This is a genomic window from Pollutimonas nitritireducens, from assembly GCF_002849615.1.
In the GTDB taxonomy this organism is placed as follows: Bacteria; Pseudomonadota; Gammaproteobacteria; order Burkholderiales; family Burkholderiaceae_B; genus Pollutimonas; species Pollutimonas nitritireducens.
The window spans coordinates 128,479-147,320 of sequence record NZ_PDNV01000003.1 but is presented as its reverse complement, the minus strand read 5'-3'; the positions used below and the strand labels follow the sequence as shown (position 1 = coordinate 147,320).

Sequence of the window (18,842 nt, the reverse complement as noted above, 5' to 3'; positions counted from 1 at the left end):
ATACTGTATATTTACACAGTATTTTTATGAGGCGCTCATGTCCCATCTCCAAATTGCTTCGCCAGAGCGCATTCATCCGTCCCTCTGGCGAGCCTCCCAGCTTTCACGCTCGCAGGGCCGTTGCACGGACACAGGATACAACCAGCTTTCGGCTGAATTGCCCGGCGGCGGATGGCCGTTGGGAAACTTGATCGAAGTGTTGGTGCAGCAGCCTGGCATTGGCGAAATGCAGCTGTTGCGTCCTGCCCTGAACCGTTTGAACGGACGATCCGTCATGCTCGTCCAACCTCCACATCTGCCACAAATCGCGGCGTGGGCAAGTTGGGGTTGTGCGCCTTCCTCGCTTCTATGGGTCCACGCCCAGCGCGCGGCCGACGCATTGTGGGCGGCTGAGCAAGTTTTACGTAGCGGCACGTTCGGTGCGCTCCTGCTTTGGCAAGACCGTATGCGCAATCAGGCGTTGCGCCGGTTGCAACTGGCTGCCCAAGAGGGCGATACGCTTTTTATCGTGATGCGCCCGCTGGCTGCGGCGGAACAGTCTTCACCCTCGCCACTGCGCCTCGTCTTGCAGTCCACCCTTCAAGGCCTGGATATTTCCATCCTGAAGCGGCGAGGAACCACACACACAAGGCCCATCAGCCTGCATCTCTATCCCGACACCCGATTTCCCGAGTTTGACCATGCGATTATGGATAGGCGTGCACTTGTCGCACGCGAGCCTGGACACACACTGCTTGAACTGGCGCACTGAGCCTGCTGTTGTGCTCGAGCGCGACCATGTCAAGGCCGTTACGCCGTCTGCCGCCAGGGCGGGGGTGCGCCCCGGCATGCGTCGCGGCGGTGTCAGCGCACTATGCCCCACAGCTACGCTGGTTCAATACAATCCACACGTTGAAAAACGTGCATTGGATGAAGTTTCTTTGGCTTTGCTTCAGTACACCCCCGAACTCGCGCTATCGCAAGACAATACGCTTTTGCTCGATGTTTCGGCCAGCCTTAGCCTGTTCGGAGGTGTGCGGCAGCTCTTTCGACGTGTAGGCCGCAGCCTGGAAGGGCTTGGTTTTTCAGCATGCATTTCCATCGCGCCCACGGCTGGCGCAGCCTGGCTGCTTGCTGCCCGCGCTCCCCGATTACGGCGGGTGCTGCGGTTGCCCACGCTGAGCAAACGGCTGGATGAACTGCCTTGCACCTCTCTGCCCGCAGTCATGCCTTATCGCGACTGGCTCGATGGTATCGGCTGTACCACCTTGGGTACCCTGCGCGCCTTGCCGCGCGCCGGCCTGCAACGTCGTACCAACAAGGCTGTGCTCCAGGCGCTGGACGCCGCCTACGGCCAGGCTCCCGAACTCTTTGAATGGATTGTGGCGCCGCCGGAATTTACCGGCCGCATCGATTTGATGGAGCGCATCGAGCACGCTGAAACCATCATGCATGTTGCCCGTCGTCTCATCGAACAGCTCTGCGGGTGGTTGACGGCCCGTCGACGCGCCGTTACACGCGTCGTCTTCGAGTTGGGGCACGAACGGGGGCGCCACGCCCGCGCGCCCACGGAAATAGAGTTGGTACTGGGCGCACCTGCCTGGGAATCAGATCATTTGCTGAGGCTTCTTGTCGAACGCCTGCACAATCTGGAATTGCCCGCGCCTGTGATCAGGGTAGATCTGCATGCGACCGATACAGAAACCATGGCTCCGGCGCCTAAAGACTTATTCCCTGATCCCGGCGGCAGTCCCGCTGACCGTCAACGTCTTATCGAAGTGCTCGTGGCGCGTTTGGGGCGCGACAATATCTTGCAGCCCAGTCCTGTTGCCGACCATCGCCCCGAAATCGCCAATCGCTGGGTGCCGGTTGATCAAAAGGCTGTTTCGGCTGGCTGCGTAGACGGCGCGGAGCGGCCCTTCTGGCTGCTTGCCGATCCTGTGTCTTTGCCGGTGAAAAAGCATCGGCCATTCTATGGTTCGCCGCTGTATATCATCCGGGGACCCGAGCGTATCGAAGATGGCTGGTGGGCGGGCCTTGCAGTACGCGACTATTACATTGCGCAGGCTGAAAACGGTGCACGCTATTGGCTGTATCAAGAACGCGGTAGTGAATCGGGCTGGTTCCTGCACGGTTTGTTTGCCTGATAGCCATGTATACATCATCCATTTTGCCACCCTATGGCGAACTTCATTGCCTGACGAATTACACATTCCTGCGTGGCGCCTCGCACCCTGAGGAGTTGGTGGAACGTGCCGCTGAACTGGGTTATAGCGCAATCGCCATTACCGATGAATGCTCGGTCGCGGGTGTTGTGCGGGCCCATGTCGAAGCCAAGAAACAAAAATTACCGCTCTTGATCGGATCCAGTTTTATGCTGCGCAATGCGGCAGGCGATGTCGTCGTATCGCTGGTTGTGCTGGCTCAAACACGCCGCGGTTATGGCAACTTGTGTGAATTCATAACCCTGGGCCGGCGTCGGGCTCCAAAAGGAGAGTACCTGCTATCGCCCTCGGATATCGAAAGTCCGGTCGATCCGCGTCTTCTTCATTTGAAGGGCCTGCCCGAATGCGTGGTGCTGCTGGTGCCCGAATACGGCGTGCCTTTTGAACGGCTGGTCGCCCAGGCTGAATGGGCAGCCGCCATCTTTGCGGGCCGCTGCTGGATGTCGTTGACGCTCTTGCATCGTGCCCAGGACGAGCGCCATAAGGCCGCCGTGCTGGCGGCCGCCCGTCACGTGGGCATACGCGTTGTTGCGACGGGCCAGGTCGAGATGCATCTGAGATCACGCAAGCCTCTGCACGATACGCTCACGGCCGTACGCCTGGGTATGTCGGTACAGGAATGCGGCTTCCAGCGTGCACCCAATGCTGAACACCATCTCAGGGCGCGATTGCGCCTGGCCAACCTTTATCCGCGCGAAGCGCTGGAAGAAACGCTGGAGGTGGCCACACAATGTCCCTTCAATCTTGATGAGCTGAAATATGAGTACCCGGATGAAATATGTCCGGAAGGCCTGACGCCAGAAGCCTACTTGCGTCAAGAGACCTACACCGGTGCACATCGGCGTTTTCCCAAAGGCATACCACGCAGCGTCCAGGAACAGATAGAGCATGAACTGGCGCTCATCGGCGAACTCAAGTATGAACCCTATTTTTTGACGGTCTACGATATTGTGAAGTTTGCCCGTGGCCGTCAAATACTCTGCCAAGGACGCGGCTCCGCGGCCAATAGCGCGGTGTGCTATTGCCTGGGTATCACCGAAGTGGATCCGGCACGTGGCAACAATCTGTTCGAACGCTTCATCAGCAAGGAACGTAACGAGCCGCCCGATATCGACGTCGACTTCGAGCATCAGCGGCGCGAAGAGGTTATCCAGTACATCTACGAGAAATACGGCCGGGACCGCGCCGCGCTCACGGCCGTTGTCATTACCTACCGGGTGAAAAGCACAATCCGCGATACGGGCAAGGCGCTGGGTATCGATCCCATGATCGTCGACGCGGTGGCCAAGTCCTACCATTACTGGGACGGGCGAAACAATCTGGCGGCCCGCATGGCCGAATGCGGTCTTGATCCGGAGTCGGCTGCCGCCCGGCAATGGATCATCCTGGCCGAGCGCCTCATGGGATTTCCCCGGCACTTGTCGCAGCATCCCGGCGGTTTTGTCATATCGCGCGGACCTTTATGCCGCCTGGTTCCCATAGAAAATGCCGCCATGGCCGATCGCAGTGTCGTCCAATGGGATAAAGACGATATCGACGCCGTAGGCCTCCTGAAAATCGACATCCTCGCGCTGGGAATGCTCAGCGTGATCCGACGGGCCCTCGAAGGCGTTTCGCAGCGACGCGACGAGCCCTTTGAATTGCAGGACATTCCGGCCGAAGACAGCGACACCTATGACATGATTTGCGAAGCCGACACCATTGGTACATTTCAGATTGAGTCGCGTGCGCAAATGACCATGCTGCCGCGCATGCGTCCGCGTCAGTTCTATGACCTGGTCATCGAAGTGGCTATCGTCCGACCCGGTCCGATCCAAGGCGGCATGGTCCATCCTTATTTGCGGCGCCGGCAAGGTCTTGAAGATGTGGAATACCCCAGTGGCGAAGTGCGCAAAGCGCTGGAACGTACCCTAGGCATACCCATTTTCCAGGAACAGGTCATGCAAGTGGCCATGCTGGCGGCTGGCTTTACGGCCGGCGAAGCCGATGAATTGCGCCGCTCGATGGCGGCTTGGCGGCGCAAGGGCGGCCTGGGTAAGTTCTACGACAAGATCATCAACGGCATGGTCAGCCGCGGTTATGAGCAAGAGTTTGCGGAACAGATCTTCAAGCAGATACAGGGATTCGGGGAGTATGGTTTTCCAGAAAGCCATGCCGCCAGTTTTGCTTTGCTGGCTTATGCAAGCTGCTGGCTTAAACGCCACGAGCCCGAAGCCTTCCTGATGGCGCTTCTGAATAGTCAGCCTATGGGCTTTTATTCTCCCTCTGTGCTGGTGCAGGACGCCAGGCGCCACGGCGTCACGATACTGCCGGTCGACGCAACAATCAGCAACTGGGAAGCGCAGCTTGAATCAACAGCAGGCATGCGCCCAGCCGTACGCCTGGGCCTGAATCAGCTGAAGGGCATGCACAGGGAAAGTGCCTGGCGTATTGAAGAAGCGCGTGCCGTGCAACCGTTCGACTCAGTCGCCGACATGGCCAAGCGCGCCGATTTGAACCGACACGATTTGAACAGTCTGGCTGCCGGCAATGCGTTGCAGTTGATGGCCGGCCATCGGCGCGCAGCGCTATGGGAATCCGTCGTCAGCACACCCGAGCGCGGCCTGCTGAAAGAAGCCCAGATCCATGAGCAGGGCACGCCGCAGTTGCCATTACTCAGCGAAGGCCAGGCGCTGACAGCAGACTATCGCAGCTTGGGCCTGACACTGGGGCGGCACCCATTAGCGCTTCTGCGCGACAAACTGACAGCCATGCGTTTTTCTTCATCGGCGCAGTTGCGCGGGCAACCCGATCGCCGGCTGGTGCGCGCCTGCGGTATCGTCACCGTACGCCAGCGGCCTGGAACATCCAAAGGCGTGGTCTTTGTGACGCTCGAAGATGAATCGGGTCATGTCAATTTGGTGGTCCGACCGCAAATCATCGAGCGCCAACGAAAGGAACTGCTGACATCCAGGCTTCTGGGTGCCTATGGAACCTGGCAGTCGCAAAGTGGCGTGCAGCATCTTATTGTGGGCCACTTGGTTGATTTAACGCCATTATTGGGTGAACTGGAAACCTCAAGCCGTGATTTTCATTAGACGGCCAAGGCACGAAATGATGATTGCGGTGCGTCGAAGCGCCAAAAGCTTATTGGTACGCCGACTTCGTCCATCGACCCCATGCAGCTACCCAAGGGTACCCAAATCATTCATCCGGATATGGCTGTGACCCAGGACTACCGCCCTGATCGGCGCGGCAGGGTTTCATCGGCACTCAAAAGCTGCGGCGCCGGCTCGACGACTCCCTTTTGTTGCAGCCAACGCTCGATAAGCCAGCATAGCCCGGCCCATGCTGCACCCAAGGTCCATCCTGCCACGACGTCGGTCGGCCAATGTACGCCCAGGTACACACGGCTTGCGCCTACCAGTATCGTCAGGAATAATGCCGAAGCCAGGAAAAAAACCTTGAGCCGCCATGGTGAAATGGCTCGACTCAGTAGCGCAGCGAGGGTCAGATAGGTGACCGCCGACATCATGGCGTGACCGCTGGGGAAACTGGCGGTATAGACGATAGCCTCGTGCGGGACCAGATCAGGTCTGGATCTGTCATAAGCGATTTTAAGCGAGTGGCTGACCAACCAGCCGCCGCTGATGGCGGCTATTGCAAACAAAGCCGTACGCCCGCGATTGAGCAATAGCAAATAGACGCAAGTGGCCACTGTGATGAGCACCAGCACGCCAAAGCTGCCCAGGGCGGTAAAGTCGCGAAACATTTCTTCTATCCAGCCCGGTCCGAGGGGATCTGAATAATCAGCGGGATTGCGCAACGCAATCAGGATCATTTTGTCGATCTCCATGGTTTCTTGCTCGTTCACCTCGTCGGCAAGTTCAAGGAAAGCCCATAGGGCGGCAAAGACCGAAGCGGCAGCGATGAGCATTATCAATTCGCGACGTCGAAGCCATTCGAAGCCCTGTTTGATCATTTTCACGGGGTCTTTACGTAGCAATGAATTCTCCTTGTCGATCGAGACGGTTGAGTCCAAGAGTGACTTCTTCTTCACGCCTGGCGGGAGCAATGCTTCAGCGTAGTTTTTCTGATCTTAACTGAGGCCGAACTCCCTGGAGCTTACAATTGAGCGTGTAACAGTCGTAAAGGTATGGCCGTCAAACGCCGTTAACCCTTACGTCATGCAGATTTATACCAACACTTCTTCCTTGCTCGCCCAGCAACACTTACGTTCGTCCACCGGGGCCTTATCGACCAGCATAGAGCGCCTCTCTTCGGGCCTACGCATCAACTCGGCCAAGGATGACGCGGCTGGACTGGCTATTGCCAATCGCATGACCAGCCAGATCCGTGGCTACGGCCAGGCTCAACGAAACTCGATGGATGCCCTGAGTCTGGCACAGACGGCTGAAGCAGGCGTGTCAGGCATGAACGATGCCCTTCAACGGGTCCGCGAATTGGTTGTCCAGGCCGGAAACGGTACGATGGTCGAAGAAAACCTGCAAACCATCCAGAGCGAGATCGATAGCAACCTGGCTCACATCGAAGCTATTTCCCGAGATTCGATTTTCAACGGCATCGGCCTGTTGAACGAATCCAGGACACTTTCGATGCAAGTGGGGCCAAATGGAACACAAGCCGATACCTTTCCGTTTTCACTCAAGGCCCTGAACCTGGAAACGCTGGGACTTGATAATGGCCTTTTTCCTTTTCGAGTCGTAGAGGACGGTAATCCGTTGCCTTTGGGGCCGCCATTACAGAGCATTGTGGCCGGGACAGCCGATAATGCCGGCGCCTATAAGCTTCAGATCAATGGCGTCACGCACTGGAACACTGTACTCAACCTGGATGAAGCGGCCGCCTATTATGGGACCACGCCGCAAGAGGTCACCATTCATCGCGTCATTGATCCAATCAGCGGTGACGAAGTGCAAGGATACGTCATTGCCAAGTTTGGCGAGCATTACATGATCGAGGAAGACAGCTCTCTTCAATTGGACTTCGCGGCCGGCACTGCGACGCTGGTCATTACGTCCCACCAACGCAGCACTTATATTGATCCCGATAATGGCGTGGTGTCAGCAACGATTGTGACCGATCCGACCATCATCGCCAAGAGCGGCATGACCGCCGACGGCAAGGTGGTGCTTTATTACGAGTTCCAGGATAAGACGTTTGCGCGCGATGGAACGCCATTCAAGCTCAGCGGCCCAGGCGCCAATGCCATCCAAATCCTTCGGCGGACGCCGGTCACGGATGAACCGCTGAAGAAGATCGACGCGGCACTTTCCAAACTGAATGATTACCGTGGTTATCTTGCTGCGGTGCAAAATCGGCTGTCGGCCATCATGGCCGGAAGCGGGAACGCCGTGGTGGCGCTATCGCAGGCAAGATCGCGCATCGAAGATGCAGACTACGCAAGCGAAATTGCCGCTATGACGCGCAGCCAGATCCTTCAGCAGGCGGCGACTGCCTTGCTTGCGCAGGCGAACCAGTTTCCCCGGCAGGTGCTTTCACTATTGTCGTAGCGATTGTCGATCAGAATGATCCGCTGTCTTCGCTGTCTTCGCTGTCTTCGCTGTCTTCGCTGTATGGCGAAAATCGTCCGGTGATTGGATCCCGTATGAAAAGCAGACCGGTGCCGACGCCGAAGTAAGCGCCGTGCAAGGTGAGCGTTCCATTTTCGACCGCGTCGCGCACGGCAGTAAATGTCATCAAGTTTTCGAGGCTGTACTCGACGACGCCCCATTCAAGTTTTCTGATCCATTCTTGCCGGTCCTCGGTGGCTGGACCGACGCGCTCGGCCACGGGTGCAATCTGCGACATCCATTTTCCGATGAAATCGCGTTGAGTCAACGGCGCGGCATTATTGGCATATGCCGCGACGCCACCGCAGCTTGCATGGCCCAGCACCACGATATGTTTGACTTTCAGCGCGTTCACGCCGAATTCAATGGCGGCACTGGTACCGTGAAACGACGTTTCCGTGTCAGGTTCGCACGGCGGGACAATATTGGCAATATTGCGTATTACAAAAATTTCACCGGGGTCTGCATCGAAGATTGTCTCGGGGGCGACACGGGAGTCGCCACAGCCTATGACCATGATCTCGGGGTGCTGTCCCAATTTGGCCAGCTCTTCGTAACGCTCGCGTTCGCGAGAGAGCCGTCCGTTCAAGAACGATTGGTAACCGCTGGTCAGCCTTGTTGGAAACACGTTTACTCCTTTTTGTATGAGAATTCGAAATTTTACCGCGCGCGGAACTGACGCCTATCCGTCGATGAGGACCCGCTACTCGCCCAATCAAGTGTAGACGTCAGCGGATGAGGTATTGTCTTGCGCTCCAGAATTTTGAATTCATCCGATGTGTCTTCATAGTCCCAGCGTTCGATCTCGCAGTAGCGAGGCATGTCTTCGAAAGCATGACGGATAAGATTCACTGAGTTGTTTGAATCATGGCGAATACGGGATGACACTGCCGTTCCGGCTTGCACAGCCCAGACCGGTCGCCGCAGATCGGCAAAGTGGTCATGCAATCCACGAATGAAAGGTCGGTGGATGTGGCCGCCCAGTATCAAATCAACTCCGGCGTCTGTCCAGCTGCGAATCGCCTGTTCATGGCCACGCAGCAAATGCTCTTGATCGACGGCGTGCGTGACATGGACGGGTTGATGTGTGACAACAATGCGCAATTGCTTCTGCCCGGCCTGCCGCAAGCGCTGCGCAACACGTTCAATCTGTGAGGCCGAGACCTCCCCTTCAATATGTCGGTAACGACGTGTTGTTCGCACGCCAATAACAAGCAGCTCGGGTGTTTCATGGATAGGCTCAAGCTCGGAACCAAAGACTCTCTTGTAGCGCCAGTAGGGATGCAGGAGTCGGGTGGCGACGTCAAATAGCGGGATATCGTGATTTCCGGCTATGACAAGTCGGGCGGGAACTGCAAGGCGATCCATGAAGGCGCCGGCCGCGGCGAACTCCATCTTGCGTGCGCGTTGCGTGATGTCGCCCGATAAAATGACGATATCAGGCGCCTGAACATGGGTGAGGCGTTCCAGCGCTTTGACGACCAGCGGCCGTTCGGTGCCAAAATGAAGATCAGATATATGCAACACCACCCTCATGCCGCTACGCCTTGCATTCGGTGTGAACCATCGGACTCCACTTCTTGGGCACGCTTGACCAGCATCAACGGCTCCGGTGCCACGCGAAACTCGAGCGGCGACTGTAGCCATATGATTTCACCATCTACGGCGACCTTGATGCGACGCCTGCGCGAATGTTCGACGGTAACCGGACGTTCGGCACGGCGTGCGACGGACTTGCTGCGAAACAAGCCACGTGGGACAACGGTCAGGGTATGGAAACTGAAGCCAGTAACATGTTCGGCGTTGCCAAGCTTTCCCAAGGCGCCGCGCGCGGCGAGCCAAAGCAAGGGCATTGTCCCGACGGGGTTTACTGCGATCGCGGCGAGCTGACCGTGTTTCAGCGACTCTGCCTGTTCGATGCCGACCTGCTCGAGTTGGAGGCGATTATTGCCAATGAACAGCGTGGTCGTTCGAAGGTATATCCGTTTACCATCCTGATCCAGGGTCATGTCCAGGTATCGATGGTCGCCCAGTGCCGTGACCAGGGCCGACCATACGGCAACAAGTCGACTTCGACCATAGCGCTGCTTGAATACTTCCCGGTCTTCTAGCAGTTCAGGATACAAGCCTACGCTGGCGTTGACGAGAAAGATTCGGTCATTCACCAGCCCGACCTGCACGGCTACGGGTTGTCCGTGCAATAGGTCCGAGAGCGCCGATTCTATGTCTTCAGGAATGCCATGCGTGCGTCCAAAATAGTTGAACGTGCCTTGTGGAACAGCACCGAACAAACAGCGACTGGCAAGTGCGGCCGTTGCCACGGCGTTGATCGTACCGTCTCCGCCTACCGCGACGGCTACCCCGCTGTTTTCCTTGGCGGCATCAACGGCCTGACGTACGATGGCCTTCAGGCCATTTGTGTTCTCGACAACGAATATACGGTAGTCGCGCCCCGCGGAACGCATGGCGGAGTCAATGGCTTGTTCGGTCGCGCTGGACGCCTGACGCCCCGAAGCACTATTGACGATGAAATAGAGAGGGGCGTCGGATATGGACAAATGATCAAGCACGGATGGCCTCGGAATAGTGAAGCGATGGGACAATACAGCTTGATAGTACCGGTGGGATTTGATTTTAGCCGTTTAAGTCCTTCAGCAAACGGCTGTGCTTGCGCACCTCGGCCAATACATCACCAAACGTTTCCAGTCCCCGTGCCTTCAAGGCGGGGATCAGCTTCAGGAAGACATCGGCAGTCGCGCTGGCATCGCCAATGGCTGTATGCCGGGCTTCTTCGGTAATCGTAATACCAAGGCGATGACTGAGTGAGTCCAGGCTGTGGCTGTCGCTTTGGCCGAATACAAGCGCCGATAGCAAGACAGTATCGAGTACCGGATTATCGAACTGGCAGCCCATGGATTGTTCGTACCGGCGCAGGAAAGCCATATCGAATGGCGCATTGTGAGCGACCAGCACGGCTCCCTTGATAAATTGATGGAACTTGCGTCCGACCTCTTCAATCGTAGGTGCCGAGGCAACCATGTAATCCGTAATGCCATGCACATTGGTCGACGATGTCGGGATGGCCCGGCGCGGGTTGACCAGTGTGTTGAATACCTCTTTGTGAACCCTGCGGCCATTAACGATTCGCACCGCGGCGATTTGAACGATTTCATCTCCCTGGTCGGGCCTGAGCCCGGTGGTTTCCGTGTCGAATACAACGTAGGTCAGATCTTCGATATGGCTTGAAGATAGCTCAGTTTTGGGCGTCTTGAGCAATAATTCAAAGTCATACACCAGTCCTTGCGAAATCGCTGGCGCGCGGGGCTGTGCCAGGCGGGCCTCTGAAATCGTCACGCTCAAGCTGGCACGGTCAGGCGGTTGCACACCGCTTTCGAGCGAGGCGGCATGGCCGTCAAGCACCGCCTGGATGGGAATCGTGGCCGGGTAGGTAGCCAGATCGGAAGACAAAAGTTGCTCGACTTCATGCTGCGGCAAGGGCAGGCCTTTCCAGTTAAGACTGATCGAGGCACCTGATCCTTCAGGTTTGATGTCCAGCGACAGGTCTGATCCGCGAGATGCCACATGCCGGGTCAACGCATCGAGCAAGGCGACGACTTGAAACCCGTTGCAACGCAGGATGATGTGGGGCGCGCTATACCGTAATCCAAACCCGGTTGCGTTCAGTTGTGCCTGCAACGCACCCGCCAGGTCGCTGGCATGGATCATCCATAGGGAGTGGGGATCGGAAGAAACAAGTGGATCGTCTCCGCTTTCGAAGGAGAAGGCCGCATTGTTATGAAGCGTCATCATATAGCCGGGGGTTGCCCCTTGCTCGTGGACAGGCAGGAGCCGCATACGGGCCAGCAGTGTCGTCCCGGTGGTCTGTGTAGCACAGAGAATATCCGATGCGGCGTCGGCGTCCCCGGTTGACCGCAGCCGCGCATAGCCGGCCAGTACGGGGGGCGGATGAAGGTAATCGAACAAGGACCGGTTGAGGCCAGGCGTGGCGTCCGCGTCCAGGCCGCCGATCAGGCTTGCGGCCCGCCCGTTGTAGAAGACCAGCTGATGAGACGCCGAGCACATCAGAACCCCTGCGGAAATGTCGGTAAGCAGCGTTTCAAGCAGGGCTTTCTCATAAGCCAGCCCGGCCGTTTCGCGGGCTGTGGAGGCGGCCAGGGACTGTCGGGTGTCATGGAGAGTCTGGGCAAGGTCTTGCGCCGCGGTGGCTAGATCACCCAAATAACGAGAGGGGCCGGGGTCTATTGGCGTGGTCACCGAGCTATGGGTGCGCGTGCGCAGGTGACCCGCCAGGCGTTCAATGGGTTTGGCGATATTGTCGTCAAACAGAAGCCACGTCCAGGTTATGAGGCCAACGATGGTAGTGCCGGCCAAGAAACCGCCGATGATGACGGCATCCGGCGAGCCGGCCTGATCCTGCTTATGGAAGCCAAAGTAAAGGCCTGCAGCCAGGGCAACGATGCTGCCCGCAGCCAGCGCCGTGAAAATCAGGAATATCGTGAATCTAAGACTGGGGCGGTTTTTCATTACTACACTAAGCGATCAGGTCGATTCAGCAGCCATGGCACTCGCATTCATGTCGACTTGCAGGCGGCTCGTAAAGCGGGCTCGGTGGGAGCAACGGCCTGCCATTGTGCGCCGCTCAGGACTCCGTCGGCGGCAAGCGTGGCATTGCCCATCAAATCGGCGCGCAAATGGGCGGCACAGTCAAAGGCTACGGCGACTGTGCGCGTAGGTTGCCAGCGCTCTACCAATAAAAGATGGCCCTTGACCAGCTGTGGTTTTTGCTCGGACCGCGAAATAGCGTGAGTGTCCATGGCGATGAAACGTATGGTGACGGGAGCGGCGTAGGTCCATGGCGCCCATGGAGCACTGCGTTCGCCAGTGCTGAGTACCACCACATTTTGCGGCAGGGCCGCCTGCATGCGCGTGAACCAGGAGTATTCGCTCCAGATTGAAAACGCGATCATAGAGCAGCCCATGGCAGCGGGCATTGCCCAGCGGGGCAGCTTGCGCTTTGATTTGCGCAAGAAACGTCCCAGTATGAATACCAGGCATGCCGCCAGGACGGCGGTTGCCAGCATTGAAAGTAAATCAACCCACATATGTTTTTCTCGTCATGTTAATGCGCTTTTGCCTTGACCCAGAGCCGACTGCATGGTTCGTACCACCATAAAGGCATTGCGCAGATGGTTACGTTGGAAATTGGAAAGCTCTACAGGATCGAGGTAGTTGTTGGGTTTATCACCAGACCTGATGAGGCGGGCCTGGTGTTCAAGTCGAAGTCGGGCGATCAGATCGTAGGCCTGGACTAGGTCGTGGGCTCCTGAAGCCGAGATAATTCCTGCCTGTCCCGCAGCCAACAATCGCGCCCGCGTATTGACTTCAGGCAGGCGTGCCTGCAAGGCATAGATACGTGCCAGGTCGGTAATTGGGATGACCCCATTGAGTTTCATATCGATATGGTTGCGGTAAGTTCCAGATCGAACAGTGGAAAATTGTCGTATGAATCCCAGTGCGGGTCTATGTTTAAGACTGTTTGCGATCATGTGTGCAACGAAAATGGAATTTTCCGACGCTGCCTTGAGTGTTTCGACTTGCAAGGTCTTGTGCAGCCCGATTGTGCCGCCTACGGGCCGCAGGTCGAACATGACAGACGCCAGCATTTGCGCCTCGGGATTCGGTTTGGCCGCCCAGCTATGGAAGTACTGGCGCCAGATTCTTACAGGCTGGCGCCAGCGTGAATTCGTGGCCATCATGTCGCCCGGGCAGTAAACATAGCCGCTTGCGTTCAGGCCATCGGAAACAATGCGGGCCAGCCGTTCAAAATACGTCATATCGGCGGTCGAGACGGCGTCGTCCAGAAAAAGGCAATTGTCCTGGTCGGACAGTCCGGTTTGCTCTTGGCGACCTTGGCTGCCGCAGGCAAGCCAGAGGTATGGAACCGGTGCCGGACCGAGTTCCTGTTCGGCCAGCATCAGCAAACGACGTGTTACCGCATCGGCAATATCGGTAATGAACCGTGTAACGACTTCATGGCCTTGATGTCCGGCGACCAATTTGACGAGCAGATCGGGAATGCTGCTGGTGGCGACAATCATGGTCGGTACATCTTGCGCAACGGTAATTTCATGTACCAGGGTTGCGGCGTTGGTGGCATTGACCCGTATCAGATCGGTCTGGGTGATCATGCCATCGAGCTTGCCATCGTTGCTGATGGGAAGGTGGCCGACTTTGTTCCTGAGCATGAAATTGAGAATGTCCACACCCAAGGCCGACGAGGGCAGCGTGATGGGGTCCGGCGTCATGATGTCCCGTACAGGCGTATCGGGGCTGCGTCCTTCAGCCAGAACCCGGCTGACCAGGTCGCGTATGGTGATGAGGCCGACGAGTTTGCCGCCAGTTTCGACGACTCCGAGCGATGAGACATGGGCGTCACGCATCGTCCGCGCGGCTTCCCCGGCTGTCGTTTCTGGTGTGCAGGACAGTGGTGCGCGGGTGATCAGGTCGTGGGCGGTGTATGCGTGGCTCAGCAGTGCCCTGGCGGCAGGCGCAAGCGCCTCACGTTTGAGAATATCTTTGGAATGGACGGTATGCAGTGGGCCGGTCAGGGCCGTTTTATGTTCGTCCATTTAGCATGTTTCGGCGTTGTTTAGGTGATTGGTAGAGAAAAAAGCGCCGAGCGGTTTCCCGCCCGGCGTATTCATTTACTACTTAGTGCTGTACAGCAGTGCCCGACCCTTTGGGAACGCGGATGGACTCAACCAAATGCTGAATATGAGCAGGTGGTGCAGCGGTTACGGAAGATACGACGTAGGCGGCAATGAAATTCACCAAAGCGCCAACTGCGCCGATGGACAGCGGTGAAATTCCGAAGAAATAATTGGCGGGAATATCGGCCAGATTATTGGTGCCGGGTATAAAGAACCAACCCTTGTAGACGAAGATGTAGCTTGCTGTAAACACCAGACCCAGCAACATGCCGGCAATGGCGCCTTCTTTGTTGATGCGCTTGGAGAAGATGCCCATCATCAGGGCCGGGAAGATGGTTGCTGCTGCCAGACCGAAGGCGAGGGCGACAACCTGCGCTGCAAACCCCGGAGGATTCAGGCCCAGCCACGTGGCCAGTACAATAGCGAAGGTCATGGAAATGCGGGCGGCTTGCAGCTCTCCTTTTTCCGTGATGTCCGGCTTAATGGAGCCTTTGATCAAGTCATGCGAGATGGCCGATGAAATGGCCAGCAGCAAACCCGCTGCGGTGGATAACGCCGCTGCCAACGCGCCTGCCGCTACCAAAGCGATCACCCAGCCTGGCAAGGCTGCGATTTCTGGATTGGCAAGCACCATGATGTCGTTATCGATCTTGACCAGTTCGTTGCCTTTCCAGCCTTGTTCGGCTGCTGCCTTCGTGATCGGATGATCGGCGGGAGCCTTGTCGTTATAGTACTGGATAAGACCGTCGCCATTCTTGTCTTCCATGTCTAGCAGACCGGTGTTTTCCCATGTGCGGATCCAGGATAGTTCGGGTTTGCTGTCGATGTCGGCACGAGAAAGGGCAGGGCCTGAAAGCGCCGTGCTGGAGATCGCCGAAGGCCACATCGTGGTAGTCAGATTCAAACGGGCCATTGAGCCGACTGCGGGTGCCACCGTGTAGAGCAAGGCAATGAATACCAGAGCCCAGCCGGCAGACGAGCGTGCGTCGGCAACTTTTGGAACAGTGAAGAAACGAATGATGACGTGTGGCAGACCTGCCGTTCCGATCATGAGCGACATGGTGAACAGGAACATGTTCAGCCGGTTGCCGGAGTCGGCTGTATAGGCTGTAAAGCCCAGCTCAGTCACGACCATGTCCAGTTTGGCCAGTAACGTATGCTGACCACCTGTTGGTGCATAGTCCCCAATCAGTCCAAGCTGGGGCATGAAGTTGCCGGTCAGCTGGAGAGAGATGAATACGGCCGGGACGGTATAGGCAATGATAAGCACGACATATTGCGCCACCTGGGTATAGGTGATGCCTTTCATGCCGCCGAACACGGCGTACACGAATACGATGGCCGCACCAATGTAAAGCCCGACGTCGGTCGACACTTCAAGAAAGCGTGAGAACGTGACGCCCACACCGCGCATCTGCCCGATCACATAGGTAATCGAGATGATGATCAGGCAGAGTACGGCAAGCAGTCTTGCACCCTTGGAGTAAAAGCGATCGCCAATGAACTCGGGAACCGTGAAGCGGCCGAATTTACGTAAGTAGGGCGCAAGTAATAATGCCAGCAATACGTAGCCGCCTGTCCATCCCATCAGGAAGGCGGATTGCGTATACCCTCCGGCTGGAGAAAGGGCAATAATGCCGGCCATGGAAATAAACGAAGCTGCCGACATCCAGTCGGCACCGGTCGCCATGCCATTCAGGACCGGGTGTACGCCTTGACCTGCTGCATAGAACTCGGACGTCGTGGCGGCACGGGCCCACACGGCGATGCCGACATAAAGGGCGAACGTAGCACCGACGAAAATAAGGTTGAGCGTGAATTGATCCATTTTGGCTTCCTTATTCTTCCAAACCGTGTTCGCGATCCAGTCGGTTCATGACGGATGCGTAGACGAATATCAAGATGATGAAAATGTACATTGATCCGTTCTGAGCCATCCAGAATCCGAGGTCTGCTCCGCCTACCATGATGCCCGACAGCATAGGGCGCAAGATAATGCCCATGCCAAAAGAGCAGATGAACCAAATAGCCAGAGAAATCAGGATGATACGAATGTTTGCCTTCCAGTAGGCATTTCTTGATGCGGTGTCTTCCATTTGTGTGCTTCCTTATTGTTGACGTTTCAAGTCGTACGTCTATAAAGACGCCGCCTCTCCTTGTATGCCCGAGGGCTGTGTCTGCGAGCTGCACACGGCATTACCCGTTGCGCAGCACGCAGACAAAAGCAAATTGGGCATGATGTTTAGGACATCATGCCTATGCAATCGTCGATGCCGCTCCGCGCTACGGCACGGTGCCATATAGTTTCAGTTTGGTTGTTGACACGGACGGGCGTGGCAGGAAGCCTCACAGAATGATGCATACGAGGACGTCCCGTGCAGTGACGTGACGGCCGCATGCGGCATGGCGGACTGTGTAACGACCCCATTCTGGTATTTCCCTTTGCTACCGAATTCTTGTGTGTCGTGACCCCTGAGCTTGCCAGAGGTGCTGTGATTTTTTCAAATTCTATACCTCATGCCGCGGCGTCTGTAAGGAGGGCTTACCCGAACTGTATGTTCAATGACACACTCCGTGCCGGTGCAATCGTCGAATACCTTCGTTACTAATTCGGAGGTTGCAGTGAGCCTCTGGCGGTAGAATAGACTTGGGCAATATGCCTAGGTAAATCGAAGGAACCGTCATGAAATCGATACTGATTGCAATCATAATTTCGGTCCTGTCGGGTTGCGGGACGTATTCGGAAGGCTCTGCAACTAACTACGACGCCAGTTATCAGAACGAGATCCCCTCCAGCGGTAATGGGGGCTAGCTTCTCTGCCGGGTCTATTGAGGTACACCGGTAATCAGATTACTCGAAATCTGACCCGGCACTGGCTGATCGAGCTGCAGTATGATGGTGTTTTCCCTAGTGGAAGAGCATTATGTGGACGTGCAGGCATTGTGGAATGGTCGTCCCGACCGAAGCAATCGAGCCGGAGTCGGATGTCGATGGCTTCTATTTTGTGTGTCCCGGCTGCGAGGGCAGGAACAGGCTCATCAATACCTCCGAAGATGGTGATGAGAACGGCGGCGGGCTTATGCAGCCGGACGTTTAAGCGTGTCGCGCGCAGCGCGCTTGCAGGAATCTGCTATAGGAATGGCTGTATTACTTCTGTAGAGTAAAACAATGCCCATTCAAACGTTTGGCCGATTCACTGTGGCGATGTGGCTTATCGCACTAGTTTCCGGTTGTTCTTCAAACGGCCTAGGGGATTCGAAACTCGTCAATGAATGCACGTGGAATCGTAGCAGTTGCATGCACGAAGGGTCGTATGAACCAGGCGAGCGGGAATACGCCGAACAGGAAGCGAAGGACCTCAATAAGGCTTCATCGAAAAAATTACGGCGGTACGGCAAGTGATCAGGATTTTTTTCTAATTTTCTGCGCCGACGCCAAAAACTGCCAATTCGCAGGCTGATTTCGTCGGCCTGATGACGGCAGGGCTAACCTTACCGCTGCAACCATGTTATCTGCCAGCGTTGCGGCGAAATGTCTCCAATGCGATGCGGTTCAGGCGTTTGGCTTCTTCTTCCGCATAGTCCCTTTCCTTTGCCTCATACGCCCCTTCGTGTATGCAGCTGCTGCGGTTCCATTTGCAATCGTTGCCACGAGCCGGTGCGCTGGCCTTCGAACTGAATTTTTTCGCTCCCGCGTCTGGGGTGTCGGCGGCGATTAGCGAGCAGCCCGAGACAAGCGCAGCAAGAAACGCTGCAGCGCCAAATCGTGTGAACGGTTGAATGTGCATTTTTAGATCCATAGAGATCCGAATTTCAATCTTATAGCAGATCATTGGTGTCGGGATGGCGGGCCATGCGCATGGCCACCATCCGGCCGAGCCTTCAGAACCCGCAAATAAGACTATTTTTTCGGCGGATTGAGGGGCCCATTCCTACCATTTTGCTCATTGCGGCGGGCCGTTCCAACATTCTTGTTCTCGTCTTTTGTTGCCTGGTCATTTTCGACGATGCCATCGTGCTGAAGTTCCCGCGCTTTCGGTCCCTTTATGCCGGGATAGCTCTGGGTCTGAGCTTGGCCGGGCTCTCCCAGGTCGTGCTGGCCTGGTTGATCTTGGCGGATTCTACCCGGCGTGTTGTGAGCCGGGTTGGCTTGGCCGGGATTCTTGCTGCTGGAAGAACCGGGTTCGTCAATGCCAGACCGATACCCTTCAGGACCGTAGGGTTCTTTCAGCCGCGGATCGACCTCGTTTCCTTGTTCCGGGTCCTGCTGTGAAGGTTGTGCCGGCTTCTTGTCTTGTCTCATGAATTGTTCTCCATCATGCAATCGCCCGGCT

17 protein-coding genes are annotated in these 18,842 nt (G+C 56.5%); 6 read left to right on the top strand and 11 right to left on the bottom strand.

The window, feature by feature from the left end; all coding sequences use genetic code 11:
- Positions 1-37: 37 nt before the first annotated feature.
- The 3 genes from imuA to CR155_RS05155 are packed head-to-tail and all read left to right on the top strand — an operon-like array spanning position 38 to position 5,281.
- Entirely contained in the window at positions 38-751 is a 714-nt protein-coding gene (gene imuA, locus CR155_RS05165; RefSeq protein WP_102068929.1) for a translesion DNA synthesis-associated protein ImuA, read from the top strand.
- A complete protein-coding gene (locus tag CR155_RS05160) occupies positions 735-2,126 on the top strand; it encodes a Y-family DNA polymerase (protein WP_369406172.1) in 1,392 nt (463 codons plus the stop codon). Before imuA ends, CR155_RS05160 begins: the two co-directional genes overlap by 17 nt.
- Before the next feature lie 5 nt (positions 2,127-2,131).
- The gene (locus CR155_RS05155; protein ID WP_102068927.1) at positions 2,132-5,281 is read left to right on the top strand and encodes an error-prone DNA polymerase; all 3,150 of its coding nucleotides are present in this window, start codon (positions 2,132-2,134) and stop codon (positions 5,279-5,281) included.
- Between the two features lie 137 nt (positions 5,282-5,418).
- On the opposite strand, the gene CR155_RS05150 is transcribed toward CR155_RS05155, so the two are convergent.
- Positions 5,419-6,225 (bottom strand): phosphatase PAP2 family protein, encoded by an 807-nt coding sequence (locus CR155_RS05150; RefSeq protein ID WP_199171682.1) that lies wholly within the window; start codon positions 6,223-6,225, stop codon positions 5,419-5,421.
- Positions 6,226-6,370: 145 nt separating this feature from the next.
- Here CR155_RS05150 and CR155_RS21265 point away from each other — a divergent pair, with 145 nt between their 5' ends.
- Positions 6,371-7,717 (top strand): flagellin N-terminal helical domain-containing protein, encoded by a 1,347-nt coding sequence (locus CR155_RS21265; RefSeq protein ID WP_102068925.1) that lies wholly within the window; start codon positions 6,371-6,373, stop codon positions 7,715-7,717.
- A 10-nt stretch (positions 7,718-7,727) separates the two neighbouring features.
- On the opposite strand, the gene CR155_RS05140 is transcribed toward CR155_RS21265, so the two are convergent.
- From CR155_RS05140 to CR155_RS05105, 8 genes are all read right to left on the bottom strand, one after another.
- The gene (locus CR155_RS05140) at positions 7,728-8,405 is read right to left on the bottom strand and encodes a carbonic anhydrase (RefSeq protein WP_102068924.1); all 678 of its coding nucleotides are present in this window, start codon (positions 8,403-8,405) and stop codon (positions 7,728-7,730) included.
- 32 nt (positions 8,406-8,437) lie between these two features.
- On the bottom strand, positions 8,438-9,313 hold the full coding sequence (locus CR155_RS05135) for a metallophosphoesterase family protein (protein ID WP_102068923.1): 876 nt from the start codon (positions 9,311-9,313) through the stop codon (positions 8,438-8,440).
- A complete protein-coding gene (locus CR155_RS05130; protein ID WP_102068922.1) occupies positions 9,310-10,347 on the bottom strand; it encodes a diacylglycerol/lipid kinase family protein in 1,038 nt (345 codons plus the stop codon). The genes CR155_RS05135 and CR155_RS05130 overlap by 4 nt, the downstream gene beginning before the upstream one ends.
- A gap of 64 nt (positions 10,348-10,411) precedes the next feature.
- Entirely contained in the window at positions 10,412-12,322 is a 1,911-nt protein-coding gene (locus CR155_RS05125) for a 3'-5' exonuclease (protein WP_102068921.1), read from the bottom strand.
- Between the two features lie 47 nt (positions 12,323-12,369).
- A complete protein-coding gene (locus CR155_RS05120) occupies positions 12,370-12,900 on the bottom strand; it encodes a hypothetical protein (RefSeq protein WP_102068920.1) in 531 nt (176 codons plus the stop codon).
- Positions 12,901-12,912: 12 nt separating this feature from the next.
- Positions 12,913-14,427: a putative nucleotidyltransferase substrate binding domain-containing protein gene (locus tag CR155_RS05115; RefSeq protein WP_102068919.1), complete on the bottom strand. Its 1,515-nt coding sequence runs from the start codon at positions 14,425-14,427 to the stop codon at positions 12,913-12,915.
- A gap of 82 nt (positions 14,428-14,509) precedes the next feature.
- Positions 14,510-16,336, bottom strand: coding sequence for a sodium:solute symporter family protein (locus CR155_RS05110; protein WP_102068918.1), 1,827 nt, complete (start codon positions 16,334-16,336; stop codon positions 14,510-14,512).
- A gap of 10 nt (positions 16,337-16,346) precedes the next feature.
- Positions 16,347-16,604 (bottom strand): DUF4212 domain-containing protein, encoded by a 258-nt coding sequence (locus CR155_RS05105; protein ID WP_102068917.1) that lies wholly within the window; start codon positions 16,602-16,604, stop codon positions 16,347-16,349.
- Positions 16,605-17,191: 587 nt separating this feature from the next.
- On the opposite strand from CR155_RS05105, the gene CR155_RS21205 reads away from it, so the two are divergent.
- Entirely contained in the window at positions 17,192-17,320 is a 129-nt protein-coding gene (locus CR155_RS21205) for a hypothetical protein (RefSeq protein WP_255399165.1), read from the top strand.
- A gap of 136 nt (positions 17,321-17,456) precedes the next feature.
- Positions 17,457-17,606: a hypothetical protein gene (locus CR155_RS20880; RefSeq protein WP_199171681.1), complete on the top strand. Its 150-nt coding sequence runs from the start codon at positions 17,457-17,459 to the stop codon at positions 17,604-17,606.
- Positions 17,607-18,017: 411 nt separating this feature from the next.
- On the opposite strand, the gene CR155_RS05095 is transcribed toward CR155_RS20880, so the two are convergent.
- Entirely contained in the window at positions 18,018-18,341 is a 324-nt protein-coding gene (locus CR155_RS05095) for a hypothetical protein (protein ID WP_233213914.1), read from the bottom strand.
- A 68-nt stretch (positions 18,342-18,409) separates the two neighbouring features.
- Positions 18,410-18,811, bottom strand: coding sequence for a hypothetical protein (locus CR155_RS05090; RefSeq protein WP_143705179.1), 402 nt, complete (start codon positions 18,809-18,811; stop codon positions 18,410-18,412).
- Positions 18,812-18,842: the final 31 nt, after the last annotated feature.

Bases quoted from the DNA above. Each gene is read 5' to 3' on its own strand.
- imuA (WP_102068929.1), top strand. From the start codon at position 38: ATGTCCCATCTCCAAATTGCTTCGCCAGAGCGCATTCATCCGTCCCTC.
- CR155_RS05155 (WP_102068927.1), top strand. From the start codon at position 2,132: ATGTATACATCATCCATTTTGCCACCCTATGGCGAACTTCATTGCCTG.
- CR155_RS21265 (WP_102068925.1), top strand. From the start codon at position 6,371: ATGCAGATTTATACCAACACTTCTTCCTTGCTCGCCCAGCAACACTTA.
- CR155_RS05135 (WP_102068923.1), bottom strand. From the start codon at position 9,313: ATGAGGGTGGTGTTGCATATATCTGATCTTCATTTTGGCACCGAACGG.
- CR155_RS05125 (WP_102068921.1), bottom strand. From the start codon at position 12,322: ATGAAAAACCGCCCCAGTCTTAGATTCACGATATTCCTGATTTTCACG.
- CR155_RS05120 (WP_102068920.1), bottom strand. From the start codon at position 12,900: ATGTGGGTTGATTTACTTTCAATGCTGGCAACCGCCGTCCTGGCGGCA.
- CR155_RS05115 (WP_102068919.1), bottom strand. From the start codon at position 14,427: ATGGACGAACATAAAACGGCCCTGACCGGCCCACTGCATACCGTCCAT.
- CR155_RS05110 (WP_102068918.1), bottom strand. From the start codon at position 16,336: ATGGATCAATTCACGCTCAACCTTATTTTCGTCGGTGCTACGTTCGCC.
- CR155_RS05105 (WP_102068917.1), bottom strand. From the start codon at position 16,604: ATGGAAGACACCGCATCAAGAAATGCCTACTGGAAGGCAAACATTCGT.
- CR155_RS21205 (WP_255399165.1), top strand. From the start codon at position 17,192: ATGAAATCGATACTGATTGCAATCATAATTTCGGTCCTGTCGGGTTGC.
- CR155_RS20880 (WP_199171681.1), top strand. From the start codon at position 17,457: ATGGTCGTCCCGACCGAAGCAATCGAGCCGGAGTCGGATGTCGATGGC.
- CR155_RS05095 (WP_233213914.1), bottom strand. From the start codon at position 18,341: ATGATCTGCTATAAGATTGAAATTCGGATCTCTATGGATCTAAAAATG.
- CR155_RS05090 (WP_143705179.1), bottom strand. From the start codon at position 18,811: ATGAGACAAGACAAGAAGCCGGCACAACCTTCACAGCAGGACCCGGAA.